The following is a 25,316-nucleotide window of genomic DNA, read 5'->3' on the forward strand; positions in this document are numbered from 1 at the left end:
GGACTGTTATCAAACGGTAGCTTAGTTCGAAATGTTTAAGCTACCGATTTTAAACAGGCAAGTAATCTGTCGATTACTTGCTTAGCTGTATATGACTTAGGCGCAGTAGGCGATGGCAATCGCCGCGCCAAGGCGTGCATTGTTCAGCACCAGCTGAATATTACTCTCTAAGCTATCCCCACCTGTCAGCTCACACACGCGGGCCAGTAGGAAGGGGGTTGATTGCTTACCACTAATCCCTTGCTGTTCGGCTTCTTGTAAGGCTTGCTCAATGGCAGCATCAATGCTGGCCTTAGGCATTGCATATTGCTCTGGAATGGGGTTGGCAATGACCGCCCCACCTTGCAATGCTAACTGTTGTTTAGCTTTTAAAACGTCAGCTATTTGCTGGGCTGAATCTAAGCGATAATCTACTTTAAAGTCGCTTTCACGAGTGTAGAAGGCGGGGAGGCTGTCGGTTTGGTAGCCGATGACCGGAACACCATTGGTTTCTAAATACTCTAAGGTTAAGCCTAGGTCGAGAATCGATTTGGCACCGGCGCAAACCACCGCGACATTGGTTTGCGATAACTCTTCTAAATCCGCAGAAATATCGAAACTTTGTTGAGCACCGCGATGCACCCCACCAATTCCGCCAGTGGCAAAGATTTTCACACCAGCCATGGCGGCTAAGATCATGGTTGCCGCTACTGTGGTTGCGCCATGTTGACCCGCAGCAACCACAAAGGGAATGTCACGACGGCTGACTTTGGTGACCGACAATCCGGCTTTACCTAGCAGTTCAATTTCGTCCTTTTCTAAACCAACTTTGAGTCGTCCATTAATAATCGCGATGGTCGCTGGAATTGCGCCTTCTTCACGCACGGTTGCTGAAACCTGTAGGGCCGTTTCAACATTCTTCGGGTAAGGCATACCATGAGAAATAATGGTTGATTCCAGCGCGACAACTGCTTGGTTGGCTGCGAGGGCTGCGGCGACTTCGGGATGAATGTCGAGAAAAGAATTAAGCATGGTGACTCTCCATATGGCGGCGTACCGCTCGTTCAGAAATAAGTGGATTGATCGTGTGTTCGGATTGGGTGGCAATTTGCGCGCAGGCGAAGGCAAATTCGACACTGTCTTGCCAGGACCAGTTTTGTAAGCTTGCGTGGCTCATGCCTGCCATCATCGCATCTCCGGCACCGGTGACATTGATGACTTGCGGGTTTACATTGCTTAAGCGGATCACTTGCTGCTGATCACTGGCGTAGATCCCGCGCGCCCCTAGACTCAGTAGCAGTTTGTTCACACCAGCCTGATGTAAGGCTTCGCAAACCCGTGGCAAATCATCGTCACTATTAATGGTGACGCCGCTGAGCAGCTCGGCTTCGATTAAATTTGGTTTTAGCAGCTCTATTTGTCCCAGATAAGGCCTTAGTTTATGGGCCTTATTAGTGGACACTGGATCAACGAAGATTGATGGTGTTTCAATACAATCAAATAAGTAGGCCAGCGCATCTTCGGATAGGTTGGCATCGAGGATCAGAAGGTCTGCATAACTTAGCAATGACTTGTGTTTCACTAACTGACTTGAATCTAGTTCTTCTAAGATCCGCATGTCGTTGAGTGCCAGTTGCATCTCACCCGAGGCATCATGGATTGAAAGGTAAGTGGCGGTATGACTGGTTTGACTACGTAATAAGTGGCTCACGCCAATACCTGCTTCTTGGCAGGCTGCAATCAGTTGCTCTCCCCATTGGTCTTTACCGATATTGGAAACTAAGTCTACTTTACTGCCCAGTCGCGCAAGGTTATCGGCGATATTACGGGCTACGCCGCCGGGGCTATTGTGCAGGGTGCCTAGGTTGGAATCGCCAGCAATTAAAGTGCCGCTGGCTTTGCCGCATAAATCCATATTGGCGCCGCCAATCACCACCGCACTACGTTGGGAGGCAATAATATATCCCTTGCCTTTAATCAGACCTTTATTGGTTAAATTCATGATATGACCGGCCACCGCACTGCGGCTAATGCCCAGTTGGCTGGCCAGTTCTTGCTGGGCGATCATTGGGTTATCGCGCAGTATCGTGAGAATTTGTTGCTCTCTATTTGTCACAAACAAATGTCCGTTTTGCAAACTTAAGTTTGTATTGTAGTCTACTGCTCAGAAAAATAAAGTACAAATTTTGCTGCTTGGGTGCTGGCCAATATTCATTCGCAGTTCAACTTTTGCTGTAGCGATTGGGGGCGCATCTCAAGCGCAAAAAAAAGCCCCTCCTACCAATGGGTGGGAGAGGCTCGAGACTCGTGGTGAGTTTACAGTTTTTCGGCCAGAGCGCTTAAGTCTCGGTTGGACTTGATTTCTTTCAGCACTAACTTGGCGACCACTTCGGCTCCGGTTTGTTGGAAGTGAGTCGTATCGGGCTTATCCAAGCGCCCAGTCCGGTTTTTATAGAAAGGATACTCGGCGGGGTCAACGGCTAACCAATAGGTTTTCCATACGTCTTCACCTTTTTGGTTAGCGGCTGCAATCACCTTACTTTGCATATCGAGTAAAGGGACGTGATTTGCTTTAGCTGTGTCTTTCACGGTTTGGGTGTAGCTGCCATAGAATTGGTAGCCACCGTCAGAACGTTTCTTGGTGACATGCTGAACAGGATTAAGCGGCACACCAAGTTTCTTTTTGGCGGTCTTGGCGCGAGGCACCGAGGTGAGTAGCACCGGGTGTAATTGTTTCTCTTTGGCAAAAGCCAGGTAGCGCTCTAAAGAATGTTGGAAAGAGTATTCTGACTTACCTTGTGGGAACTGCGGTTGACCTTCTGGTGTATTGGGGTAAGTACATAGGTTGGCGACATCAATTGGGCCGCGTTTTTTCTTCGCGCCATTACATTTTTCATCGTTATGACTAAATTGGATGAATAGGTAATCGCCGGCTTGCACTAAGGAGCCCATTTCGCTAAACCAACGTCCATTAATATAATCACGCGAACTGCGTCCGGAACGTGCTGCATTCACCACCATCAGTTTAGGATTGTCAGCGAGCAATTGGTCTAAAGCCTGGCCCCAGCCCATGCGCGGATAAACATCGGCTTCGTAGTTAGAAGCAGTTGAATCACCAACAATAAATAAACGCGTTGCGGCTGATTTTAACGCTTGTTGGCTTTCGGCTAACTGGATCCCATCGATGGTATATTCTGGGATGCTGGCTAAATTGATGATCGGTTTAAAGCTTAAGTCGGTGAGCGAAGTTTGAGCCGCCAAACCGGTCGAGGTTTTATAGGCGCGATTATGCACCACTTGCTGGCTGATGCTTGTCATGAGAGGGTGTAACTTGGCATCGTAGCTCACTGGGTCGAAAGACTGACTGATACCCTGTTGCGCGGCAAGTTCAGCAAAGGTTTGTTGGAAATTTTCAGTGGCGGTCTGCCAGGCTTTGTGGGAGAAAGCGGGGAGCTTGTCGGCGCTGACTAAAAGTTGCGGGCCGTTGATCCCTTCTGTCTTGGCAAGGCTGGAAACGATTAAGTCCGAAAATGGATTTACATTGCCTAAGGTTTCCCCTTGATTATTCACCTCAACCACTAGCGCACTGGCGCAGAGCGAGCGTTGGGTTTCGCTGCGCAAGCAAGACTCACCACTATTGTCATTGGCTGATACCAGCAGTGGTGGAGTCATACCGGTAATCGACAGTTGGTAGCGACCCTGAGCATCGGTGTTGCTGGTGAGTGTCTTACCTAAGCTGTCTTTGACCAAAATACTGGCTGGAAATTGCATGCTACGATGTAAGACTTCGCCCTTGAGCTGGCTGTTATCGCCTAAACTTATGCTGGGTTGCCAACCCGCTAAGATGTTACTCGTGGTGTATTTTTCCGCCTGCTGCTGGCTCAGCTGTGGGCGTTTTTCTAGATTGGTTTTGGCACCTGCACCGCGTGAGGCGTACTCCCAAAAACGTGAGTCTTCAGGATGGAACCAGATCTTGTTCTTGTTGATATCTTTACCACTCATTTTATCCCAGCCGTAGATATGGTCGTCCATTTCACAGTTGAGATAAGCGCTGTGGCCAATCGCATCGGGATCAGCATAGCGTCCGTCAGTAAATCTAGTGGTGGGATGCCAAGGACGACCTAAGCCATAACTGTTGGCGGGCACCCCAGCTTCTTTGCTCAAATGACAATTTTTAAAGACCAAGCCATATTCGTGGTCAATATTGGTGGCAGGCGCTGTCATATAACCATAGGCATTACCAGTTTTCACATCGTTGCGATTGCGCGCAACAATATTGCTGTTTTCAAATAATCCGGTGCCGTGACCGAAGATAAAATCAACAGTACCGCTAATTTGGGATTGGTCGAAATAACTGTGTCCGCCACGTAGATAAAGGGTGTCTTGATAGCTGCGCAGATTCACATCTTTAAACTGTACTCGCTCGCCCTTTTTACCCACATATAGAGCCACCGCTTGGGTTCCGCGTTGGCGAGTTGGGTCATCGGCGCTTTTGGCTTGGTTTGCAGGAAAATCAAAGCCGTTTTCGATGGTGAGAGAGCGGGCGCTAAAGTCTTTTGCATCAACGTTGACGGTACGGCTACCTGTGGTGCCAAACTTTTTCCCATTGGGTTTTAACATGCTATTGGCGGTGGTCGCGGTAATGATGGTTTTATCGCGATCTTCGCCGATCAGGTAAACATTATCGCGTTTGACCTGAAGTTTTTCCTGATAAACCCCATTCCGGATATAAACCACATAGGGCGAACCATCGGATGGAGCACTATCGATGGCCTGCTGTACCGACTTAAAATCGGCGGAGCCATCCAAGGCGACGACGACATCGTATAACGGTAAAGAAAATGCTGATGAGGCATACAGCATCACGCCAATGCTTAGCCCTCGTGTAAGATGTTTTTTCATATGCTATCCCTATAATAAAACAGTAATTCTTTAATTAAGAAACATCGGTTTATTATATTTCAATTCAATCCGTTAACTGTGATCGCAATAATAATTGCTAACAATAGTTGGCTGATGAAGCCGTTATCGATGACATCTTTAGGATTCAGTTTTGTTTGGATTTTCCTGTCATTAGCGTGATTTGGAGGCCGAATTTTTGAGTTGGCAAGCGATTTGTGATTGTATAACATCAACGATGAGTGTTGGTCTTAGCGCTTGAAAAGTGTTGCTTGTGATTCTAGCGATACGCATCATGATCGCTTAATCCTTATAAGCTGCTATGACTTGCAGGCTGATTGTTTATTCTCAAGGAAAATGCAGAGATGATTAGTATTGAGTTTTTGCTTACCTCGCTGGTGGTGGTATTAATCCCTGGAACAGGGGTGTTATATACTATTTCTGCGGGTTTGTTTATTAGCGCGAGGGCGAGCGCCGTTGCTGCAGTGGGTTGTACTTTGGGAATTGTACCTTCCTTGTTGGCGAGCATCTTGGGTTTGTCAGTGATTATGCATAGCAGTGCACTTGCATTTCAGGTACTGAAATATGTTGGACTAGTTTATTTATTTTATTTGGCATGGTTGATGTGGCGCTCTAGTGGGGCGTTGTCGTTGCATCAACCGAGTGCTCAGCGGGGAATGATGGCGGTGGCGCTGAAGGGTTTTTTAATCAATATTTTAAACCCCAAACTCACAATTTTCTTTGTTGCATTCCTGCCTCAATTTTTGCCAAACAATGCTGTGGATAGCTCGCAAATGCTGTGGTTAGGCGCGATATTTATGCTGTTCACCTTGTTTGTGTTTATCTTGTATGGCTTGTTGGCCAGCCGTATTCGCCAGTATATTTCTCATTCTCAAAAGTTGAGTAAATGTATACAGCGCTGTTTTGCCGGTAGTTTTGCTTTATTGGGGATTAAACTGGCATTCACTGAGCGTTAGGCTTCAGCCGGGTTTAAGCTTTCGGCTTGGCATGTTACGTGGTCTTTGAGTGGGAAAGTTATTTACAAATAAATGAAGGAAGAAAATGATATGACATCGGCTCAAACGCATCATTTTGTTGCGCCGAAACAAGTGGTTCGGTCATTTTGGGAGGCAATGAGAACGAATGATTTTTACGTTGCTGCGGCATGGCTGGCTGAGGATTTTGAAGGTTTCTGGCCGCAATCCGCTGAGCGGATCGTCGGGCGAAATAACTTTGCAGAAATTAATCAGCAATATCCGGCTGAGGGACGCTGGACCTTCCAAGTGAACTCATTGCTTGCCGAGGGCAATCAAGTGGTTAGTGATGTATCGATCAGTGATGGGGTGTTACACGCCAGAGCGATTACCTTTCACACCGTTAAGGATGGGCTAGTCGCGAAACAAGTGGAGTACTGGCCAGAAGATTTCCCAGCCCCTGAATGGCGAGCCCAATGGGTTGAATTGAACCAAGCGTAGACTCCTCCGCCGATTCTATGAGACCACTATCGGCTAGCAGAAGTCACTAGGGGGAATAGTTTTTTGCCTCGCTTGATGTGGGGCTGTCACTCACGGGAATGGCATGATAAATCAACCTTCGGTTGTTTTGGCACCAAGCTCGCTACAGTCGTATTTGCTTAAATTAATCATGCTAGCAATGCCCTTATCGGACGATAAGGTCACTATTTTTCAATGCGATGAGTCTTTTGTTCGCTGCAAGCATTGCGCAATCGTTAGACCTCTCGAGAGGTCAATTGATTTACGGTTGTTGATTGCCACGGTTGGGGGCATTGCTTTGGCTCTGGATCACTAAGCAAACGCTAATCAATAACATGCCTGTCCAAGCACTCAGCGAGAGCCGTTCTCCAACAACCAGTACCGCTAAAACGGCTGCAACCACCGGTTCGAATAGGGTTAACAGAGTCGCTCGGCTAGCATGCAGGGTACGCAGCCCGAAACCAAAGGCGAGATAGCCAAGAAACATTGGGACCAAAGCCATATAGCAGGCCAGAGCGGTATTTTGTATGCTGGAGAATAACTGTTCTCCAGTGACCAGTAGTGAGGGCAGTAACAACAGAGATGCGAGTCCAAATAAGCTACCTATTGCAGATTCTGATTGGACACCCTTGTCGATCAGAGATTTGGCAAGCCAAGCGTAGATAGCGTAGCTTAAGCCCGCGAGTAAGCCGAGTAAGATCCCGAGTAATTTAGCGGTGTTGGCTTGTTTAAACTCTGTGCTGGATGATGCGGCATAGGTCAATAGTGCAATTCCTAAAGCACCTAAAGAGAAGCTGAATAACCACTGTTTGGTGATATTATTTTTTTTGCTCAATAGACATTCCAATAATACCGTTGCAAAGGGGGCGGTCGCGATCGAAATCACCGTTCCAATTGCGACACCTGCGAGTCGCATTGAGCTATAGAAAGCCAAAGGATAGAGTGCCACAGCGAAGGCTCCGAGAACGAGCTCTTTCTTCAATGTTCGTAGTTGTTGAAGGTCAGATTTGAGTCGATGCCTTGCTATTACCGCTTGCATTAGCCCACCAAAACCCACGGCAAATGCGCCGATGGCTAGAGGGTCTACTTCTGGGGCAAAGCTTGCAGCAGTGCCAGTGGTACCCCATAACAATGAGGCAAATAGTATTGCAAGACTGGCTTGTTGTTGAGTTGAGTGATTGTTGGTGGTGAATTTCATCTGCTTGACGATCCTTGCTTGTGGCCGTTAATCGCTTGACTAGCTGCACGGCATGTTGGCTTTAGGATAAACAGAATGAAATAGAATTAGTTTGCTAAACGGACGCAATCTTTGTTTCGATAGGCGTTTTTTAATCGCTAGCGAGTACACTCTCGAGGAGAGAGCCCAAAGTGGATGGAAAATCGACGGCTAAAGGCCGATAGGTCCTTGTAACCGACACGTTCGGCAACTAATTGTACTGGCAAGTCGGTATGAGTAAGCAGCGCTTTGGCTTTCTCCATACGTTGTTGAGTAATAAATTGATGGACGCTCAGCCCTAGCGCAGTTTTGAATAATTTCTTAAATTGAGTCGGGCTGAGGCATGCTCGCTCGGCGAGCTGATTGATGCTTAGATCAATATTCAGATGTTCGTGGATAAAGGCCTGAATTCGCCGGATCCGAGGATCCATCGCTTGGTATTCTCCTTGCTGCTTTAACAGAGTGTAGAACAGCTGGAAGATAGACTTCTCTATCTCCGGTTGGAGTTGGTATTCTAACTGAGTTTCGATGAAGGAAAGGTAGCTGAGTAGCGGTGGCGTCACCGAGAAAATCATGGCCTTTGTTGGTGCCAAATTAGCAGGTAAGTCCTGCATATCTGCGACCACAAAACGGGCTGCTTCATCGGCATGGAAATGATGTCGCTGTCGTGAGGGGACCACCACACACTCACCTACAGCCACTCTGCCTTGATAATCAGCCAATGCGATATGGATCGCGCCTTGGATCGGTAACACCAACTGATGATGGTGATGCCAGTGACTGCAACGTTGCTTGCTATAGGCTCGAATCGTTAAGCTATTTTCTGTCATTGGAACAATTATGATCAATAAAGCAGCAGTATAGTATAAACCGCTGAGCGCCTATAGTGTCATTTTTTGCAGTAAAAGGGCCTATGGCGAGGCGGGAGTTGGAAACTAATGTTTTAGTGGCTTAGCCATCGGTTATAGCTTGACTAGCGATGCTTACGTTGTTGCTTGAGCTCGTCCGGTGTGGCATTGAAGGAGCTTGGTAATACATCCACACCGAATATCTTCCCTAACTTGACGATCAGGGGAATGGTAATGGGCGCGAAAGGTAAAACGGCAAACATACTTAATCCTAAGCTCTTGAGTACATCGGCAAATTGTTTATTCGCCTTGCGTAACTCTTCGGCACTGGCCTGCTTCTGGGTGTAACGTCGATAAGTACTTAGCATTTCTTTGGTTTCTTGTTTTTCTTGAGCTAAGGCTTCTTTTACCATCAGTAAGTCACGCCTTAAACGTTGCCATATACTCAGTTTTTTTACTCGACTCAAAAATCACTCCATTGGTTTACAAAACGCTAAGGTGGTTATTGTTCTAATATTTGCGGCAGTTAAGCAAGAACTATTCACTATATTTCAGTATAGCGGTGGTTTGGATTGTTTATTCCAGGCGCAGCTGATCTTTGCTCTCCAGTGCCATAAGCGTTGTCATTGTGACAGGAAGCGTGGATTTTGGTGTTTTATAATTTTAGCCGAAGGCAATCTTGCATATGACGGGTCTGGCTTGAATCAAGCATCAATAGCCGCAAAGCATCACCAAAGAGCAGCTGTTCTTAATAAATAATTTATTTTACAAGAGATTATAAAACTCAAGTAATGTATCTACATTGACTTTTAAGGCTTCGGCATTGGTTTCGAGCCGTTGCCATTGACCAAGTTCAATGGCATCGATCAGTTGCAGCATTTGCCCCCAACGACCGACTCTTGAGGTGAGAGCCTGGCTAATATCTTCCGGCAGTTTTAACTGTTGACATATAGCTGTCATCTCTACCGCAAGGATGGCATCAAACAGGGATAATAGACCGACGCTATACGCAATATCTGGATCACAGCTTAGCGGATACTGCTTCGTCATGAAAGCTAAGGTTTGAGCTCGTTTTAAGGCATTTGCATAGAGGATCTGTGGTCGATTCACTGCCAGTTCTGAGGTGATTACAATATGGATTAATTTTTTGAGTTCAGCCATTCCCACATAGCTCACAGCATGCTTAATACTGAGAATTGGTTTGCTTACCATACGACAGTTGTCGTTGGCTTTGCTGAGTAGTATCGCCATTAACGCCGCATCGTTGGCGATATTATCGCTAATGTCTTCCACCGACACATTGCTTTGGCCAATTTTATTCAGTAGTTCCAAGAGGTAGAGTTTTCTGGGGGTCAGCACTCGTAGCTTCGACATGCTCGGCTTATAAAAGTGAAACCCTTGAAAAAGCTGGTAGCCATATTCTAAATAGCGATGAAATTGTGATTCGGTTTCGACTTTTTCGGCTAATAGGGTCAGGTTAAGTGGCTTAAATCGAGTGGCAATGGCTTTTACATCCTCCTCTGGGGCGACGAGGACATCCACCTTAATTATATCTGCATAATGGGCGTATTCGAGCCAAGGGCTACTTAATTCAAAGTCATCTAGGGCAATGGTATAACCTAATTCACGCAGGTTTTTGATGGCTTTTAACAAGGCTTCGGTGGGCTGACAGTGTTCTAAAATCTCTATGACGACACTTTTTTTTGGCAGTAAGGTTGCCTTTTCTTCGAGTAAATCTTGTTCGGTAAAATTAATAAAACTACGATGTTCACTGCCCAACTGATTCAACACCCCTAAGATAAAATTACCACTGATAATATGGTCGGTTGCTCTGTCTACTTGGTCGGATTGGTTACGAATACTGTCTGCGCCGCGAAACAATAGCTCGTAAGCAACGATTTGATTGGTAGCATCTACAATAGGTTGTTTAGCAAACTGAAACGTCATTAATATTCTTACCATTCAGGATCAAGCTTGAGTTTAATCATGGCAGAATATGAGGTGTTTTATCAAGAGTGGCGTCAATGATATGAGGGGGGGGGGCTTATCCTGTGAGCTTATTCTGAAAAATATAAGGCATTATCTGCTTATTTGTGGACGATGAGGCGGTGTTGTTAGGAGTAACGACAAGTTGTGGATTCACTTTTGTTCGATGCAAAAAGGACTAAATTGTGTTGAGTTGTATGTTATTTCGAGAGGTAAGTCGTCAGGCGTCACTTTCCCTTTGAAGTAAAATCAGACTCCTTTCTAGAGGGTATTTTGAGCTGGTGCTACGCACTCAAGGATTCTGCTTTCCCATCGCTGATATTAGCTCGGCTGGTGCTGTTTATTTGATTCAATAGTAAGAGCTAAGCATTCCTTTAAGCTTATCTGCCCCTCGGATGGGCAGAGATATTCACCTTTAAAGCTTATTAAGCTGATATTCGAAAGTCGAGTTCTAAGCTATTGACGCCGATCGGCGACAGCCTTGCGGTAGGCCTGTACAGGCGTCATCACTCATAGCATTTTATTGCGTCGTTAATCAACAACACCTTCGCTTACTTTACACCTCTAATTTATAGTTAAGTCATTGTTATTTAATTGCTTTTAACTTATGGCCTAAGCCTTGCTATTAGCTTGTTGCCTCGCTGCTTTGTTAGAGCAGCATATTTTAAGAGTGTTCATTATCACAGGAGTTATATCATGAAATTAAAATATACTTTTCCAGTACTAGCCGTGTTTGTTGCGAGTTTGGCGTCTGCCAATGATGATATTTTTAAAGGCTTAGATACCAACCAAGACATGGTTGTGAGTCAAGAAGAAGCGGCTGATTTGCCTATTTTAGCTGAAGTTTGGGCGAGTTTAGATACCGATAAAGATGGGGTATTAAGCCAAACTGAGTTTAATAACCTAGATTTATCTACTGATCCAGCAAAGGCTGAAAATAGTGAGGTGTCTGAATAACTTCTGCTCTAGTTATCGCGAAGTAATCCTTTTTGGTTGCTATCTGGACTTACGGCGGTAGATACATTTGGTCTAGTGATGATGCCGCTTCATCTAAGGTAGTTTCCAGCGCTTAAGCTTGTGCTCGCTTAAGCGCCTTTTTTAAGGTCAAGACGCTACGCCTATGTTGATGGGCATATTATTTACGGAGTTTTATCATGAAATTGAAATATGGCTTTCTCGTCTTAGCCGTGCTGGTAGCCAGTTTTGCTATATATAAGGGCTTAGATCCGAACCAAGAGTTGGTGGGGAATCAAGAACAAGCTGCTGAGTCTACCCAGAATGAATTGAACAACTTGCAATTGTCGGCCGAAGCAGATCAAGCTGCAAATGGCGAAGTGTCTGAAAATAGCGACGTCGTTGTGAATCAGGCGATGCCTAAAGATATCGAGTCGTCTGAAAATGATGCCCCTGCTGACAATCTCCAAGTATCTGAAGATAAGGCGGTCGTTGAAAATTATGAAACGGCTGAAAATAACGAAATTTCTGAAAATAGTGAGGTCGCTGAATAGTTTTCCATTTTAGTTTATCGCGAAGTAATCCTTTTTAGGTTTCTATCTTGCTGAGGCTGGCGAAAACAATGGTCTAGTTATGCTGCGGCTCCAGTTGAGATAGTTTTCCAGCGCTTAAGCCCGTGCTAGCTTAAGCGCCTTTTTATATGCTTTGCGGATGGTTTTCTCAAGATATAAAGCTTGAACCATAAATTTTAAGCCATTGCAGAGTATGTCGCTCGCGGTTTGCTCCAAGGCATACAATTGTCCGAGTCATAAGGCGACAATTGGCATCAGTTTGATCGTTGGTAAATGGTCCGCAATACGCAAAGCACTCTTTTCATATATTTTACTCTCGGGTGTAAAACCGTCCATAGCATCGGGTTGCCGCTCGTTTCGCAATGCTGAGTTCTCGAGTACATGCGCTAACAATTGTAAATCCTCAATAGTTTGCCAATTATCGCTGATGATTTACATATTTTGTGCTGTTACGCCCGCCGTTGGATATTTAAAGCTTGTTGTATGATGCCGACTCATCATTGTTGTTAAAATCATGTGGTCGAGTTGAAACATTGCTTAATACCTCACTAATTTTACTGCCATGACCCAGAAACTCTAGTGTCGCTGGAACTATAAAGTGACATAAGGACCTGCGTTACATCTAATGCAAATCCAAAATTTGAACCACAGTTTGACATAAAATGGAACCATAGTATGGCATAGTGCATTTCGTATGTTTGCCGCCGGCCAAACACACTTTTGGACAAAAGTGAGTTACGCTGATTGTTTGTTCAAAGGTATGCTGGATTAGATTCAGTATGGCTGAGACGGAGATAACGCCGAAAGCAGCGGCGCGCGTTAGCGCATCCAGCCCGTAGGGCGATGCTGCCTATGTTTGTGTACGCCCATGGGCATGAACTTACTAGCAAATGGCAAGGGCGTTACCGTGAGGGAATGTCTGAAGGAAGCCGGACGCCTTTTTATCTAAAGAGAGGGCGAGCTGATGAACAAAAACATCATATGAGGCGTAGGCTGGAGGCGAGTTGGCACGGTAATCCTCCCATTATTAACCGCATTTATTCGTAGAATTCATGCTGCCGTTTTTAGTGGTGGGAACCCTCCATTTGCAAGGTGTGGTCGTTGATGATTGTAGAACCATAACCATTGGGTCGCCCGATCTTGAACCTCTTCAAGTGTGTCAAACAAATACTTACTCACTAAGCCAAACCTCATAGTACGGTTGAACCTTTCTATATACGCGTTTTGTTGTGGGTTCCCTGGCTGAATATAATCGATTCGAATGTCGTGGTTGTTGGCCCATTTAATAAACGCATGGCTAATGAACTCAGGACCATTGTCGCAGCGGATCGCAACAGGTTTGGTTCGTTGTTCGATGAGCTGCTCTAAGATCCGAGTGACTCGTACTGTGGGCATTGAAAAATCAGGTTCTGACGCCAGACCTTCACGTTTGTAATCATCTATCACATTGAATAAACGGTACTTCCGGCCATCAGATAGCTGATCATGCATAAAGTCCACGGACCAAACTTGGTTTGTTTTAATCGGCTCTTTAAGAGGCTCTGGCGTATGGCGATTCAGGCGTCGTTTTGGCCTAATACGTAAGTTTAGAGCCAATTCGCAGTAGATCCGATAAACCCGCTTATGGTTCCATGTATACCCTTTAACGTTCCGCAAATGGTGAAAACACAGGCCAAAGCCCCAGTCAGAGCAGTCTTCACTGTTGCACAGCGTTACTAACTCTTGAGCTATCAACTCATTCTCAGGTTGAAGCTTCGATTTATAGCGATAGCAGGTCTCGCTGATCCCAAACCAATAGCATGCACTTTTAATGCTGATGTGATAGTTCGCCACCGAACGCTGAGCCATCAATCGACGCTCACAGGGCTTCACCACTTTTTTGCCATCGCCTCTGAGATCACCTCTGCTTTAAGGCGTTCTTCCGCATACATCTTTTTAAGCCGTCGATTTTCATCTTCGAGTTCTTTCATCCGCGCCATAAGGGATGCGTCCATACCACCGTATTTCGAACGCCACTTGTAAAAGGTTGCGTTGCTCATTCCATGCTCACGACAGAGCTCAGGAACAGGTGTACCAGCCTCAGCCTGCTTGAGAATAGATAAGATCTGACTGTCCGTGTAACGTGACTTTTTCATGTTGAATCTCCTGTATTTACTATACGAGAAAATTCTACTTTTGCATGGGATTAATTTTCGGGGGGATTACCGCACAAGACAACGAAGCCATGTGATCTAACGGCCACCGTAAATGATGCAGCAGTGCAGAGAAAAGAGAAAGTGCATGTTCTACTTCTTATAAACAAAGAGTGGGGAGATCTGCTTAACTTGCGATCGTTTAACTCACTCCATGGCGGTTATCAGCAGACGGCGTTTTTAGATAAAGAGCCCAATGCCGCTTTATTGTGTAATAGTTGGGACATGGTGAAGGCCTGAACCTGAAAATCAATGAGGAGCCTGTGCAGCTCATTGTCTCCGTATCCGACCGGACTGAGGAGTCATGGCGCAAAAACAGAAGCCATCATTGGAATGCAAAGGAGCGAATCGGCCGTTGTATTTTAACCGTTTTCAGGAAACGCCCTGTGCGGAGCCGCATGCAGGGTGTTGTGGGGGCTGGAGGTTAGACACCTCCGGCTACCCGATTAGAATTGTTCAAACTTGAGCACTGTTGCAAATGAAGCGGTCATAGGTTCTATAAATGATTCGATTTCTTCTTCTAAATCTATCATCTCATTTTTGACTTCATCAACACCTTTACTACTTAAATTGTTTTTCTCAAAGGCAACGAGTTGCCTATTTAAGCGCTTCCATTTAAAAGCCAAACTGTGAGCTTTGACAACTTGATTGTGAACTTTCTCTGGTAGTAAAAACTTTGCCTCGTTGCATGATTTTTCAAAACTAAAAAATTCTTTTTCGGTTACTTTTTCATCACACAACATACTTTCAAATACAGTAACTACTGAATGGTAGATAGTAAATCTTCTATCATAGAGATCTAATCTTATTTTTGTCTTGTTAACTAAGTATTGCTGTCTAGCAAAATATAGTCCCACGACAGCAATTATTGTTATTGATAACTTAGATATGTGTAGCCAGTCTTCCATATTGACCTTAAATTCTAACGCCGTAATCACGCGCTTGTCGCGTGCATTGCCTTGTTAAGTTTGAGCTCCATAGGCTGATAAACCAAGCCTGCTGATTCTCCCACTTCGCCACTGCACTCAAAACCATAATTTTCATAAGCGGTCACTGAAGATAGTGACGCGCTGACGGTAACAGTATCAACCTTCACATGATTTAGGGCGGATATAAGCAGCTTTCTTCCAATGCCGCTTTTCTGGGATTCGGGGCTAACAAAAAGCATCGCAACATGGCGTCCTTCCTTTAACTCGATGACACCTTTGATATTTTTGTTGTTCTCAGTAACCAGCATCAAGTTATCGCCTTTCATCCTATCGAGGAATGCATCGCGCGCAGCGATATTTGAAAAGGTTTTAATCCCCTCATCAGACAATGTGCCTGCAACTGACTGCAAAAAAGAGTCCATGCAAATTGTACTTACAGCTTCAAGGTCCTTCTCTTCCATCTTCCTGATAATCATCAATGTCTCCCAGAAACTTAACGCCCTGTTAAGCTGTAAAAAATGGTTGGCTATAATCGCGAAGCGATGGCCAACTGTTTTTTATCAGTTTAAACAGCTTGTGTACGCCCAACATGGGCATGAACTAATGAGGTGAAAGTCCTCTGTAGGAAGGTCACCGTTTAATAACACTTTGATTATTAAACGCTAACTACTAGCGAATGGCAAGGGCGTTACCGTGAGGGAATGTCTGAAGGAAGCCGGACGCAAATCTGCGAGCTGATGAACAAAAACATCATATGAGGCGTAGGCTGGAGGCGAGTTGGCACAAGACAACGAAGCCATGTGATCTAACGGCCACCGTAAATGATGCAGCAGTGCAGAGACAGTGCATGTTCTTATCTGGGGAGATCTGCTTAACAGGCGATCGTTAAACTGACTAGCTTGGCCGCTAGTTCAACAGGCCTGGCACTTAATTCTCATCAACTTAAGTGAGCAAATACGATGAACAACGATAGCGCTATTTGGGGTAACTCAAACGGTGATTAAGCAGAAGTCAGCAGACGGCATAGTAGCCCAACGCCCATCGTAATGGTTGGGACACGGTGAAGGCCTGAACACTTAGAATAAAGGAGGAGCCTTGTTAAACTTGAACACCCATTCGCCGTCCGGCGTAGATGCGATTCAGCGTAATAACTCGCAGCCAACCTTTAGCCAACATCTATTCGAACATATGCTAACGCGGCAGAATATTCAGCTCGCGTGGCAAGGTGTTCGAGCCAATAAAGGGGCTGCTGGAGTGGATAACATGTCCATTGATGCATTTCCTTCTTGGGCAAAACTACACTGGAAGCAGGTTGCTGCTGCGCTGCGTAATGGCCAGTATCAGCCTAAACCGGTTCGCCGTGTGGAGATTGACAAACCCGATGGCGGTAAACGCCAACTGGGGATCCCAACCGTGCTCGACCGTGTCATCCAGTAAGCCATTGCCCAAGTGCTAACGCCTATCTTTGACCCTAGCTTCTCAGCGAACAGCTTTGGATTTAGACCAAACAAGAATGGGCAACAAGCGGTGAAACAAGTGCAAAGCATCATCAAGCAAGGCCGACGTTTTGCGGTAGATGTGGATTTATCTAAATTCTTTGACCGAGTTAATCATGACTTATTGATGAGTAAACTGGGTCACCGAATGCAAGATAAGCGCTTACTTAAGCTGATTGGACACTACTTAAGAGCGGGTTTTATCCATAACCAGTGCTATCAGCAAACTCGAGAAGGTGTACCGCAAGGGGGACCATTATCGCCCTTGCTGGCCAATATCATGCTCGACCCATTAGACAAAGAGCTGGAAGAGCGAGGGCACAAGTTTGCTCGTTACGCCGATGATTTTATCATTTTGGTGAGAAGTCAGCGTGCGGGCGAACGGGTGCTGACGAGCATTAGTCGATACTTACAACGGCGCTTAAAACTTGTGGTTAATACAGCCAAAAGTCAGGTGGTTAAAACGGCGAAGAGTAAGTTCTTAGGGTTTACCTTTAAAGCGGGACGGCTGCAAATTCACGCCAAAACGTTACACCGTTTTAAACAACAAATTAGGCGTCTAACAAACCGTAACTGGGGCGTGTCGATGGGCTATCAGCTATTTAAAGTAAGCCAATACTTGCGAGGATGGATAAACTACTTTGGGATCGCGAATTGCTATCAACTGTGCGTAGATCTAGATCACTGGATAAGGCGCAGAGTGCGAATGGCCTACTGGCGACAGTGGCGAAAACCGAGAACCAAAGTAAGAAATCTGATGCGTAGAGGAGTACATGTTCAAGCCGCGGTAGCCTGTGGCATAACCAGTAAAGGCCCATGGAGAAGCTCGAAAACACCGGGGATCCAACAAGCATTATCGAATGCTTATTTAGCATCCCAAGGTCTATTTGCGCTTCGAGATGGATGGATTAAGCTTCACCATTCTAAGTGAAACGCCCTGTGCGGAGCCGCATGCAAGGTGTTGTGGGGGCTGGAGGCTAGATACCTTCGGCTACCCGATTATATGCTAGCCAATTTTTGTTTCTCTCTCAACAGCTCTTGGAGAATGCTTTTCTTTGTGGGTTTTACCGAAGCCAAACATCAGTAAACAACTTAATAGAGCAACTAAAATTACTGCGGCGTGTGCACTTAAAGATAACCATTGTTCTGTTGATATAGCTAATGGAGAGATCGATTTGTAGCCTGAAAATGCAGCGAGAGATAGCCATGAGAAAACTACAAATACACTAACCCATTGGTTTATTTTGGAAACTGAAACGCTCATAGGCCCTGTCACATACTTTTCTACAAAGTTTGAATGCTCAGGCCGCTCTAATAAGGTCTTATATAAAGGACCTGTAACTTTATTTTCCAGTAAATCTAAATGATTTTCCCAATTTTCTTGCCAATACTTACTTCCTCTACTTGAAAGAAACCATGCAAAAGTAAAAACAAAACCAACACAAGACACGATTAATGATAAGAAAAATTTGTTTGGCATGTGTTCAGATGCGAGTATTGAAAAATAACCAGCAAATGCGACCGTAATTAATGCCCAAAAATACGTAGCTCGCTTCCAATAAAGCTCTATTTCAAATTTTCTTATATCTGATACTTGCTCAAAAGCGGCTTTAAGCTTTTTTGACTTTGAGTCATCAGTTTCGAAATTTTTATCGTAATCATTTTGATTCATTCAATACTCTCGATTGGCATATAACGCTAAGTAGGCCGCACGTGCGGTCTATCCCATTCAATGAGCGCGCGTCCTATCACAAAAAACATGATCTTCATCACGTTCGCTCATCAATTTATGATTTGATATTAACCCATTGTCTACCTTAGTTTTTTACTCGGAATCAATCAATCATCGATCCATTTCTATCATTGATTACTTTGACAAATGACGCAAACGAAACTAAAAATACTGTATATATATGGCTCTTCACCGTTCTTGGTGGAAAGTCATATCAAGCCCTCCAAAGTGAAATAAAATAGCTCGCTTAAAGCGTTCTTTATTTCTAAAACCCATCGAACGTATTTTTAGGCGCTGAATGTTTCCATTTATCGCTTCCGCTAAGCCATTTGATACCTTATAACGCATCGCATTGATGATGCCCTTTAAGTGCGTTTTCACGGTTTCTGCTGCTGTCATCATCGGCCTGATTTGACTGACCTTTATGAGTGCTAACCAATCATTCCAAGCCGCTTTGGCGTTAGCTGCATCGCCATACCAAATGGCTCTTGCTTGCTCTTTAAATATCCAGCTCAAGCCTGTGTTTTGCATCATTTTGGCCAGCGCACTCACTCTTTCTCTCAATGTCCCATGTAGGTGGCTGTTTCGTTTTAACCATCCATACCGTGTTTGGTGGCACTCTCTTTTTAAATGCTGGGGCAACGCCATGAGTTCGCTTTTTCTCACTTCATTAACCGCTTTAGTGAGGACCTTTGCGATATGAAAATGGTCTATGGCTATCATTTGCTTAGCCCGCTCACCGAAGTAGTCATATGCTGCGTTTATATATGCTCTGCTCATGTCCATCGATATGGAACGTGTAACCATTGTTGACTCAGGGGGCAATGCCTTAAAGCAAGCAGATAAGCTCAGGCCTGTTCGACCGTCTTCAACCGATATCACCTGACCATCACGATTGGATAATACCGTGACATAGTCATGGCCTTTCTTAAATGCCGTTTCATCGACCAACAGGTCTTGGTAGTTGATGGTGGTTCTGGCTGTCAGACCACGTTGAACGGCCCGAGTCATCATCCGGTCAATGGCTCCCCAGCTAAGCCGATAGGTTTTACTCACCGCGTATAATGAACTGACTTTAAGCATCTCTATAACGCGAGCCTCAAACAGCTCTGTGTAGCGGCTCTTACTCGTGGCCCAAGGCACTTGAAGTGTTTGTACCCCATGCTCGGGGCAATCAGCCCTAGGTACTTCAGCCTCAATACGTGTTTCAAACTGACAGGTATCTAAATGTCGCCAAACCCGCCGCCGAGTATCGTGTCGACGAACAGCCTTACCGCAAGAGGGGCAAGCCGTTAATGAACCTCGGTCATAGTCAACGCGTACGGTGATGGTTTGGGTTGACTCATTGAGTTCAACAGATGAAACAGCCCAAGGATGAGTTAATCCAAGAATAGATTGATAAAGCGTCGTGTCTTGCATGGTCGCGAGGTATTCATGAACGTTTACTTATTATCTCGCTCATTAATGTTTGTTGAAAGTGTTTCCACTACATTCGGTGAAGAGCCATATATATACAGACAAAAAGTGCGCAACATGTCAAACACACCATTGCGGCTCCAGCAGCGATTTAGAAATACGATTTATCAGCACCATTACAGTATTCGCACCGAGCAAACCTATTGGCATTGGATAAAACGTTTTTTGTATTTTAATCACAAGCAGCACCCAGCAAAGCTCAGAGCTGCTGATATTGAACGATTTCTAACTCATCTAGCGGTCGATAGGCAAGTCGCTCCGGCGACTCAAAACATCGCATTTAATGCCTTAATGTTTCTCTATAACAAAGTACTACGTATCGAAATGATTGGAATTCAGGCGAAACGCGCGAAAAAACAAGTCAACATTCCCGTAGTTTTTACTCGAGCTGAAGTGAGCCAAGTGATTGCGAATTTACCCGCGGATTATCAGATCATGGCTTCACTGCTTTACGGTTCGGGACTAAGACTCAGTGAATGCTTGAGATTACGGATTAAAGACTTAGATTTTGATCAAAATACAATCACCGTACGGCAAGGCAAAGGAAATAAAGATCGCGTGACTTTGTTACCCCCTAACTTGATCCCAAAGCTTCGCGATAACATTCTCGTGAGCAAAAGTGTTTTTGCTCACGATATGAGTCTACATTATGCTGGAACGACGATGCCTTACGCGTTAGCCCGTAAGTATCCACATTCTCAACGGTCGTTTTCTTGGCAGTTTTTGTTTCCTTCAACTCGCCTGTGTATCGACGCTAGAACAGGTGAGCTCAAACGCCATCATATTCATCATAGTGTGCTCCAAAAAGCAGTCACCAAAGCCGTGCGTAATGCCGGTATAAATAAGCCTGCAAGTTGCCATACCTTTAGGCACAGTTTTGCCACCCACTTATTAGAACAAGGGACTGATTTAAGAACTATACAAGAATTACTTGGCCATCAGGATGTAACAACGACTGAGATTTACACGCATGTTATCGGTCGTCATACCACGGGCGTCAAAAGCCCTTTAGAGTGCTTGGTTCAAGCTGCAAAATAGATGATTTTTGACAAGACCATCGAACAGGTTTTTGCATTCTAGCTGGTGATTAAACTTGGCTTGTAAAATCTGATTCAAAACCATTAGTTTTGGTATGGAAAGAAACATGGGTGATTGCGTTGTTCGTTAGAAGGCGTAACACGGAATGGGGCAAAAGCACGTTAGTGTTGCGATAACTCGACAAACACTATTGGTTAGTAATCATTCTTCAACTCATACTAATCTAACTCATTATTTGTTCATTTTTGCAGGCCTAAATCATCGTTAACTGCGTAATGTATCTTGTAATTAGAGTCACTCGTTACTGCTCTTCATGCCTTGTTATCGGTAGATTTATGTTGCGTAATAAGTTGCTCACATAATCAATCAGATTGGTTGCGCATTGGTCTGGTGAACGTTGCAGTAGTTTCGCAAAGCGTGATCAACTGGGATGTGAGGGTTTAAGCTGACGCTTCGAGTGCGTCAGCGTATCGGATAAGACTGTTTTTAAAGAATAAAATTTGCAATTGTTTTGGCGACCGCGCTTGGGTTTTCCCACAACATGGAGTGACCAGACTCGGGAATGACGTCCACTTGAACGCCCACTTTAGGAAGCTTGGTATAGTCATCATCGGGCAATGAGTATTCCCCAAAGAGTACCATTTTGGGGCATGGAAACGCGATCAATTGTTGTCGCCATGACGGAATCGAACCCGTCATCAGAGAACTCGATAGTTGATGCACCGCGCGAGGGTTGGCAACCTGCATTGTTCCCGCCCAAACATGGTTGTCATTTGAGATACAATCTTGAATTTGTTGCTGATGACCATGCTCGCAATAATCGGCTAAGGGTTGATTAGCGATGCCTTGACTAAAAAAACCACCGCCAGTATCTAAATTGGGCTCAGAGAGTACTATTTTTTCCACTCGTTCTTGGCACAGAGACGCTAGCGTTACCGCGATTGCCCCGCCAGCACTATGTCCAAAAACTGCAAATTTAGTTAATTTAATGGCTTCAATTAGTCCCAGTAGCGCTTTGGCATGCGCCTCGACAGAGTAAGCAAATGTTGGCGGGTGATCGCTAAATCCGGCACCAAATAAATCAACCATAATACAGCGGTGTCCAAGTAGACTTTGATCCGCAACCACGGCGGGGTAGTCACTTGATGAAGCGCAGCCTAAGCCATGGATAAATAAAATGGGCAGCTTTTCACCTGGAATATCGTGATATCGCAAAACGGCTTGATATTGTTCATCATAATGAGCGTTCATATAAATCCTAAGTGTGAATGTTGTGTCAATGCAACGTCGATTGGCAGGCAAGCGTAGCGAAGCGTGTGGATTCAGAGTGTATAACAATAGGTGAGCGGTTTAGGCTTTATTTTATGATTTGTCACTCTATATTTCGTTGATTTAAAACAGTAATTTTAAGCACTTGGCGCATTGGGAAGTAATTTGAAATGGCGGGTTTACTTGGTGAATGATTGGATCTCATCGTTTGTTAAATCACGCCATTGCCCAGTCTTAATATCTAGGCTAACTTCGCCAATTTTTTCTCGATGTAAAGACAACACTCGGTTACCCACGGCCGCGAACATCCGTTTTACCTGATGGAATTTACCTTCGGTGAGGCTTAGCAGCACCTCGGTTGGCGTAATTAATTCTAAGTGAGCTGGCAGGGTGAGTTGTGGTTCCCCTTGTAATTGAATGCCTCTTTTAAACAGAGAGCGGGCGTCTTCCGTTATTTTTTTTGATAAACCCACCCGATACACTTTACTGCAGTGTTGGCTTGGCCGCGTGATATTAAATGACCAACGTCCATCATCGCTGATTAAAACCATCCCTGTGGTATCGACATCTAAACGTCCCACAATATGCAGTTCGGCGACGTTTTCAAGATCTAAATAGTTGAACAATGATGGATAAACTTCATCGATGTTGGAACAAATGGTTCCCGCGGGTTTATGCATCATGATGTAACGAAAAGGTCGTGTTTTGAGCGGGTTGCCATTCAACAGGATGATGTTGTTTTCATGAACTTGAGTCGCTTCATTGTTTGCGATATCACCATTTACCCGCACTTCGCCTAAATGAATCCGTTGGCTTGCTTCGATTTTTGTTAAGTTGGTACTTTTACAAATAAATTTATCAAGGCGCATATTGACAACAGATTAGGCGAGAGAGTTGATTATTATCCGGAACTCTCGCGAATGATCAAATACTCTGGCTGATTTTTCCATTGGTTTTTGTTGATATGTTTGTTCTGGGCTTATCCTAAGGTGAAGAATCCCGAGGTGAGGAGAGAGCTTCGAGCAGATTTAGGCAATGTGCGGATTGCTTGTCTGTATCGCTACCGCCAGCTTGTTGTTAAACGCTACAAAATAGCTGCTAGATATCAACCAAAGCTCAATTAAATGTGATGAGCATGGCAAATAAATTGTCAACCGATTGGTCAGGTTCTGGTGGCTGCTATGCTCAAATTTTGAGTGGTCAATATACAGACTGAATCAATCACTGTTCAGAAACGCGCTTGCAAAGGTTCGCCGTTAAACTTATTGCATTAAGTCATGCTCAGTTTTGCGCACTCAATTTGTAAACTATTGCGGGGTGGCGAGGGCCAGCTTTAACGATTAAATATCAGTTAAAATGTGTATGAATGCTTGGCTCGAATAATACCAATCTGATTCATTATATGAGCAACTTATTGCGCAGAATAAATCTGCCGATAATCTGGCGTGAAGTACAGTAACTAGTGGTTCTAATTACAACATATGTAACGCAGTTCGCGCTGATTTAGGTCAGCAAGATGAACCGGTAATGAGTGAGATGGGTATAACCAAGGAATTGGATGAACAGATGAAAAAATTACGCTTATGGGGAGCTTTGCTGTTCGCACTACTTTTTTCTTCGCAAGCAGCGTTCGCCGCAGATACATGCAGTGCTCATCGCCTGAATCTGTCGTTATTGACTGATAATTACGCTTCAGAAACAAGCTGGAAAGTATTGAGAGGTCGTACTTTAGTCGCCAGTGGCAGGGTAATCCCCCCGAAAATTAATCCCATGCAAAAGTAGAATTTTCTCGTATAGTAAATACAGGAGATTCAACATGAAAAAGTCACGTTACACGGACAGTCAGATCTTATCTATTCTCAAGCAGGCTGAGGCTGGTACACCTGTTCCTGAGCTCTGTCGTGAGCATGGAATGAGCAACGCAACCTTTTACAAGTGGCGTTCGAAATACGGTGGTATGGACGCATCCCTTATGGCGCGGATGAAAGAACTCGAAGATGAAAATCGACGGCTTAAAAAGATGTATGCGGAAGAACGCCTTAAAGCAGAGGTGATCTCAGAGGCGATGGCAAAAAAGTGGTGAAGCCCTGTGAGCGTCGATTGATGGCTCAGCGTTCGGTGGCGAACTATCACATCAGCATTAAAAGTGCATGCTATTGGTTTGGGATCAGCGAGACCTGCTATCGCTATAAATCGAAGCTTCAACCTGAGAATGAGTTGATAGCTCAAGAGTTAGTAACGCTGTGCAACAGTGAAGACTGCTCTGACTGGGGCTTTGGCCTGTGTTTTCACCATTTGCGGAACGTTAAAGGGTATACATGGAACCATAAGCGGGTTTATCGGATCTACTGCGAATTGGCTCTAAACTTACGTATTAGGCCAAAACGACGCCTGAATCGCCATACGCCAGAGCCTCTTAAAGAGCCGATTAAAACAAACCAAGTTTGGTCCGTGGACTTTATGCATGATCAGCTATCTGATGGCCGGAAGTACCGTTTATTCAATGTGATAGATGATTACAAACGTGAAGGTCTGGCGTCAGAACCTGATTTTTCAATGCCCACAGTACGAGTCACTCGGATCTTAGAGCAGCTCATCGAACAACGAACCAAACCTGTTGCGATCCGCTGCGACAATGGTCCTGAGTTCATTAGCCATGCGTTTATTAAATGGGCCAACAACCACGACATTCGAATCGATTATATTCAGCCAGGGAACCCACAACAAAACGCGTATATAGAAAGGTTCAACCGTACTATGAGGTTTGGCTTAGTGAGTAAGTATTTGTTTGACACACTTGAAGAGGTTCAAGATCGGGCGACCCAATGGTTATGGTTCTACAATCATCAACGACCACACCTTGCAAATGGAGGGTTCCCACCACTAAAAACGGCAGCATGAATTCTACGAATAAATGCGGTTAATAATGGGAGGATTACCCAACCACGACATTCGAATCGATTATATTCAGCCAGGGAACCCACAACAAAACGCGTATATAGAAAGGTTCAACCGTACTATGAGGTTTGGCTTAGTGAGTAAGTATTTGTTTGACACACTTGAAGAGGTTCAAGATCGGGCGACCCAATGGTTATGGTTCTACAATCATCAACGACCACACCTTGCAAATGGAGGGTTCCCACCACTAAAAACGGCAGCATGAATTCTACGAATAAATGCGGTTAATAATGGGAGGATTACCAATCAGAGAGAGGCGTGGTGCGCCTCTCTCTGTGA

20 protein-coding genes and 2 pseudogenes are annotated in these 25,316 nt (G+C 44.8%); 8 read left to right on the forward strand and 14 right to left on the reverse strand.

All coding sequences use genetic code 11. The features are described from left to right. Positions 1 to 96 precede the first annotated feature (96 nt). The 3 genes from ACRRS1_RS05010 to ACRRS1_RS05020 all read right to left on the reverse strand — a co-directional run bounded on the left by ACRRS1_RS05010 (position 97) and on the right by ACRRS1_RS05020 (position 4,881). Positions 97 to 1,011: a pseudouridine-5'-phosphate glycosidase gene (locus ACRRS1_RS05010; RefSeq protein WP_432454237.1), complete on the reverse strand. Its 915-nt coding sequence runs from the start codon at positions 1,009 to 1,011 to the stop codon at positions 97 to 99. Then, complete coding sequence (locus tag ACRRS1_RS05015) at positions 1,004 to 2,095, reverse strand: PfkB family carbohydrate kinase (protein ID WP_432454236.1); 1,092 nt, start codon at positions 2,093 to 2,095, stop codon at positions 1,004 to 1,006. The genes ACRRS1_RS05010 and ACRRS1_RS05015 overlap by 8 nt, the downstream gene beginning before the upstream one ends. 200 nt (positions 2,096 to 2,295) lie before the next feature. Continuing rightward, a complete protein-coding gene (locus tag ACRRS1_RS05020) occupies positions 2,296 to 4,881 on the reverse strand; it encodes a pectinesterase family protein (RefSeq protein WP_432468267.1) in 2,586 nt (861 codons plus the stop codon). Between the two features lie 362 nt (positions 4,882 to 5,243). Between ACRRS1_RS05020 and ACRRS1_RS05025 the strand changes: the two genes are divergently transcribed. Both ACRRS1_RS05025 and ACRRS1_RS05030 read left to right on the forward strand, forming a co-directional pair. After that, positions 5,244 to 5,855, forward strand: coding sequence for a LysE family translocator (locus ACRRS1_RS05025; RefSeq protein WP_432468265.1), 612 nt, complete (start codon positions 5,244 to 5,246; stop codon positions 5,853 to 5,855). A gap of 90 nt (positions 5,856 to 5,945) precedes the next feature. Further along, positions 5,946 to 6,353, forward strand: coding sequence for a nuclear transport factor 2 family protein (locus tag ACRRS1_RS05030; protein ID WP_432468263.1), 408 nt, complete (start codon positions 5,946 to 5,948; stop codon positions 6,351 to 6,353). 280 nt (positions 6,354 to 6,633) lie between these two features. On the opposite strand, the gene ACRRS1_RS05035 is transcribed toward ACRRS1_RS05030, so the two are convergent. The 4 genes from ACRRS1_RS05035 to ACRRS1_RS05050 all read right to left on the reverse strand — a co-directional run bounded on the left by ACRRS1_RS05035 (position 6,634) and on the right by ACRRS1_RS05050 (position 10,382). After that, a complete protein-coding gene (locus tag ACRRS1_RS05035) occupies positions 6,634 to 7,569 on the reverse strand; it encodes a DMT family transporter (RefSeq protein ID WP_432468262.1) in 936 nt (311 codons plus the stop codon). Between the two features lie 137 nt (positions 7,570 to 7,706). Next, positions 7,707 to 8,417, reverse strand: a complete 711-nt coding sequence (locus ACRRS1_RS05040) for a helix-turn-helix domain-containing protein (RefSeq protein ID WP_432454231.1) — start codon at positions 8,415 to 8,417, stop codon at positions 7,707 to 7,709. A 143-nt stretch (positions 8,418 to 8,560) separates the two neighbouring features. Next, entirely contained in the window at positions 8,561 to 8,848 is a 288-nt protein-coding gene (locus tag ACRRS1_RS05045) for a hypothetical protein (RefSeq protein ID WP_432456093.1), read from the reverse strand. 352 nt (positions 8,849 to 9,200) lie between these two features. Continuing rightward, positions 9,201 to 10,382 (reverse strand): EAL and HDOD domain-containing protein, encoded by a 1,182-nt coding sequence (locus ACRRS1_RS05050; RefSeq protein WP_432468261.1) that lies wholly within the window; start codon positions 10,380 to 10,382, stop codon positions 9,201 to 9,203. A 735-nt stretch (positions 10,383 to 11,117) separates the two neighbouring features. Between ACRRS1_RS05050 and ACRRS1_RS05055 the strand changes: the two genes are divergently transcribed. Continuing rightward, on the forward strand, positions 11,118 to 11,378 hold the full coding sequence (locus ACRRS1_RS05055) for a hypothetical protein (RefSeq protein WP_432454229.1): 261 nt from the start codon (positions 11,118 to 11,120) through the stop codon (positions 11,376 to 11,378). 197 nt (positions 11,379 to 11,575) lie between these two features. Beyond that, entirely contained in the window at positions 11,576 to 11,929 is a 354-nt protein-coding gene (locus tag ACRRS1_RS05060) for a hypothetical protein (RefSeq protein ID WP_432461073.1), read from the forward strand. Between the two features lie 1,068 nt (positions 11,930 to 12,997). Here the strand turns inward: ACRRS1_RS05060 and ACRRS1_RS05065 are convergent. From ACRRS1_RS05065 to ACRRS1_RS05075, 3 genes are all read right to left on the reverse strand, one after another. Then, a protein-coding gene (locus ACRRS1_RS05065; RefSeq protein WP_432462919.1) for an IS3 family transposase occupies positions 12,998 to 14,082 on the reverse strand; the annotation gives its coding sequence in 2 pieces (ribosomal slippage) (positions 12,998 to 13,833 and positions 13,833 to 14,082; 1,086 coding nt in all). Positions 14,083 to 14,585: 503 nt separating this feature from the next. Further along, on the reverse strand, positions 14,586 to 15,047 hold the full coding sequence (locus ACRRS1_RS05070) for a hypothetical protein (RefSeq protein ID WP_432468260.1): 462 nt from the start codon (positions 15,045 to 15,047) through the stop codon (positions 14,586 to 14,588). A gap of 26 nt (positions 15,048 to 15,073) precedes the next feature. Beyond that, positions 15,074 to 15,544: a GNAT family N-acetyltransferase gene (locus ACRRS1_RS05075; protein WP_432463500.1), complete on the reverse strand. Its 471-nt coding sequence runs from the start codon at positions 15,542 to 15,544 to the stop codon at positions 15,074 to 15,076. A gap of 619 nt (positions 15,545 to 16,163) precedes the next feature. Here ACRRS1_RS05075 and ltrA point away from each other — a divergent pair. Beyond that, positions 16,164 to 17,495: pseudogene (gene ltrA / locus ACRRS1_RS05080) on the forward strand (group II intron reverse transcriptase/maturase). A gap of 75 nt (positions 17,496 to 17,570) precedes the next feature. Here the strand turns inward: ltrA and ACRRS1_RS05085 are convergent. Continuing rightward, positions 17,571 to 18,236, reverse strand: a complete 666-nt coding sequence (locus ACRRS1_RS05085; RefSeq protein ID WP_432468259.1) for a RipA family octameric membrane protein — start codon at positions 18,234 to 18,236, stop codon at positions 17,571 to 17,573. 249 nt (positions 18,237 to 18,485) lie between these two features. Next, positions 18,486 to 19,715 (reverse strand): ISL3 family transposase, encoded by a 1,230-nt coding sequence (locus ACRRS1_RS05090; protein WP_432467308.1) that lies wholly within the window; start codon positions 19,713 to 19,715, stop codon positions 18,486 to 18,488. Positions 19,716 to 19,829: 114 nt separating this feature from the next. On the opposite strand from ACRRS1_RS05090, the gene ACRRS1_RS05095 reads away from it, so the two are divergent. Further along, positions 19,830 to 20,810, forward strand: coding sequence for an integron integrase (locus tag ACRRS1_RS05095; protein ID WP_432468258.1), 981 nt, complete (start codon positions 19,830 to 19,832; stop codon positions 20,808 to 20,810). Positions 20,811 to 21,296: 486 nt separating this feature from the next. Here the strand turns inward: ACRRS1_RS05095 and ACRRS1_RS05100 are convergent, their stop codons facing one another. Continuing rightward, positions 21,297 to 22,061: an alpha/beta fold hydrolase gene (locus ACRRS1_RS05100; protein ID WP_432468257.1), complete on the reverse strand. Its 765-nt coding sequence runs from the start codon at positions 22,059 to 22,061 to the stop codon at positions 21,297 to 21,299. A gap of 197 nt (positions 22,062 to 22,258) precedes the next feature. Continuing rightward, complete coding sequence (locus ACRRS1_RS05105; protein ID WP_432468256.1) at positions 22,259 to 22,948, reverse strand: pseudouridine synthase; 690 nt, start codon at positions 22,946 to 22,948, stop codon at positions 22,259 to 22,261. 947 nt (positions 22,949 to 23,895) lie between these two features. Between ACRRS1_RS05105 and ACRRS1_RS05110 the strand changes: the two genes are divergently transcribed. Both ACRRS1_RS05110 and ACRRS1_RS05115 read left to right on the forward strand, forming a co-directional pair. After that, positions 23,896 to 24,980 (forward strand): IS3 family transposase gene (locus ACRRS1_RS05110; protein ID WP_432462919.1). Its coding sequence is split into 2 segments (ribosomal slippage): positions 23,896 to 24,145 and positions 24,145 to 24,980, totalling 1,086 coding nucleotides; the frame shifts between segments, so codons are not numbered across the junction. 49 nt (positions 24,981 to 25,029) lie between these two features. Then, positions 25,030 to 25,242 (forward strand): annotated as a pseudogene (locus tag ACRRS1_RS05115) (integrase core domain-containing protein); the annotation flags it as partial. Positions 25,243 to 25,316: the final 74 nt, after the last annotated feature.

Source organism: Agarivorans sp. Z349TD_8 (genome assembly GCF_050870825.2).
GTDB lineage: Bacteria > Pseudomonadota > Gammaproteobacteria > Enterobacterales > Celerinatantimonadaceae > Agarivorans.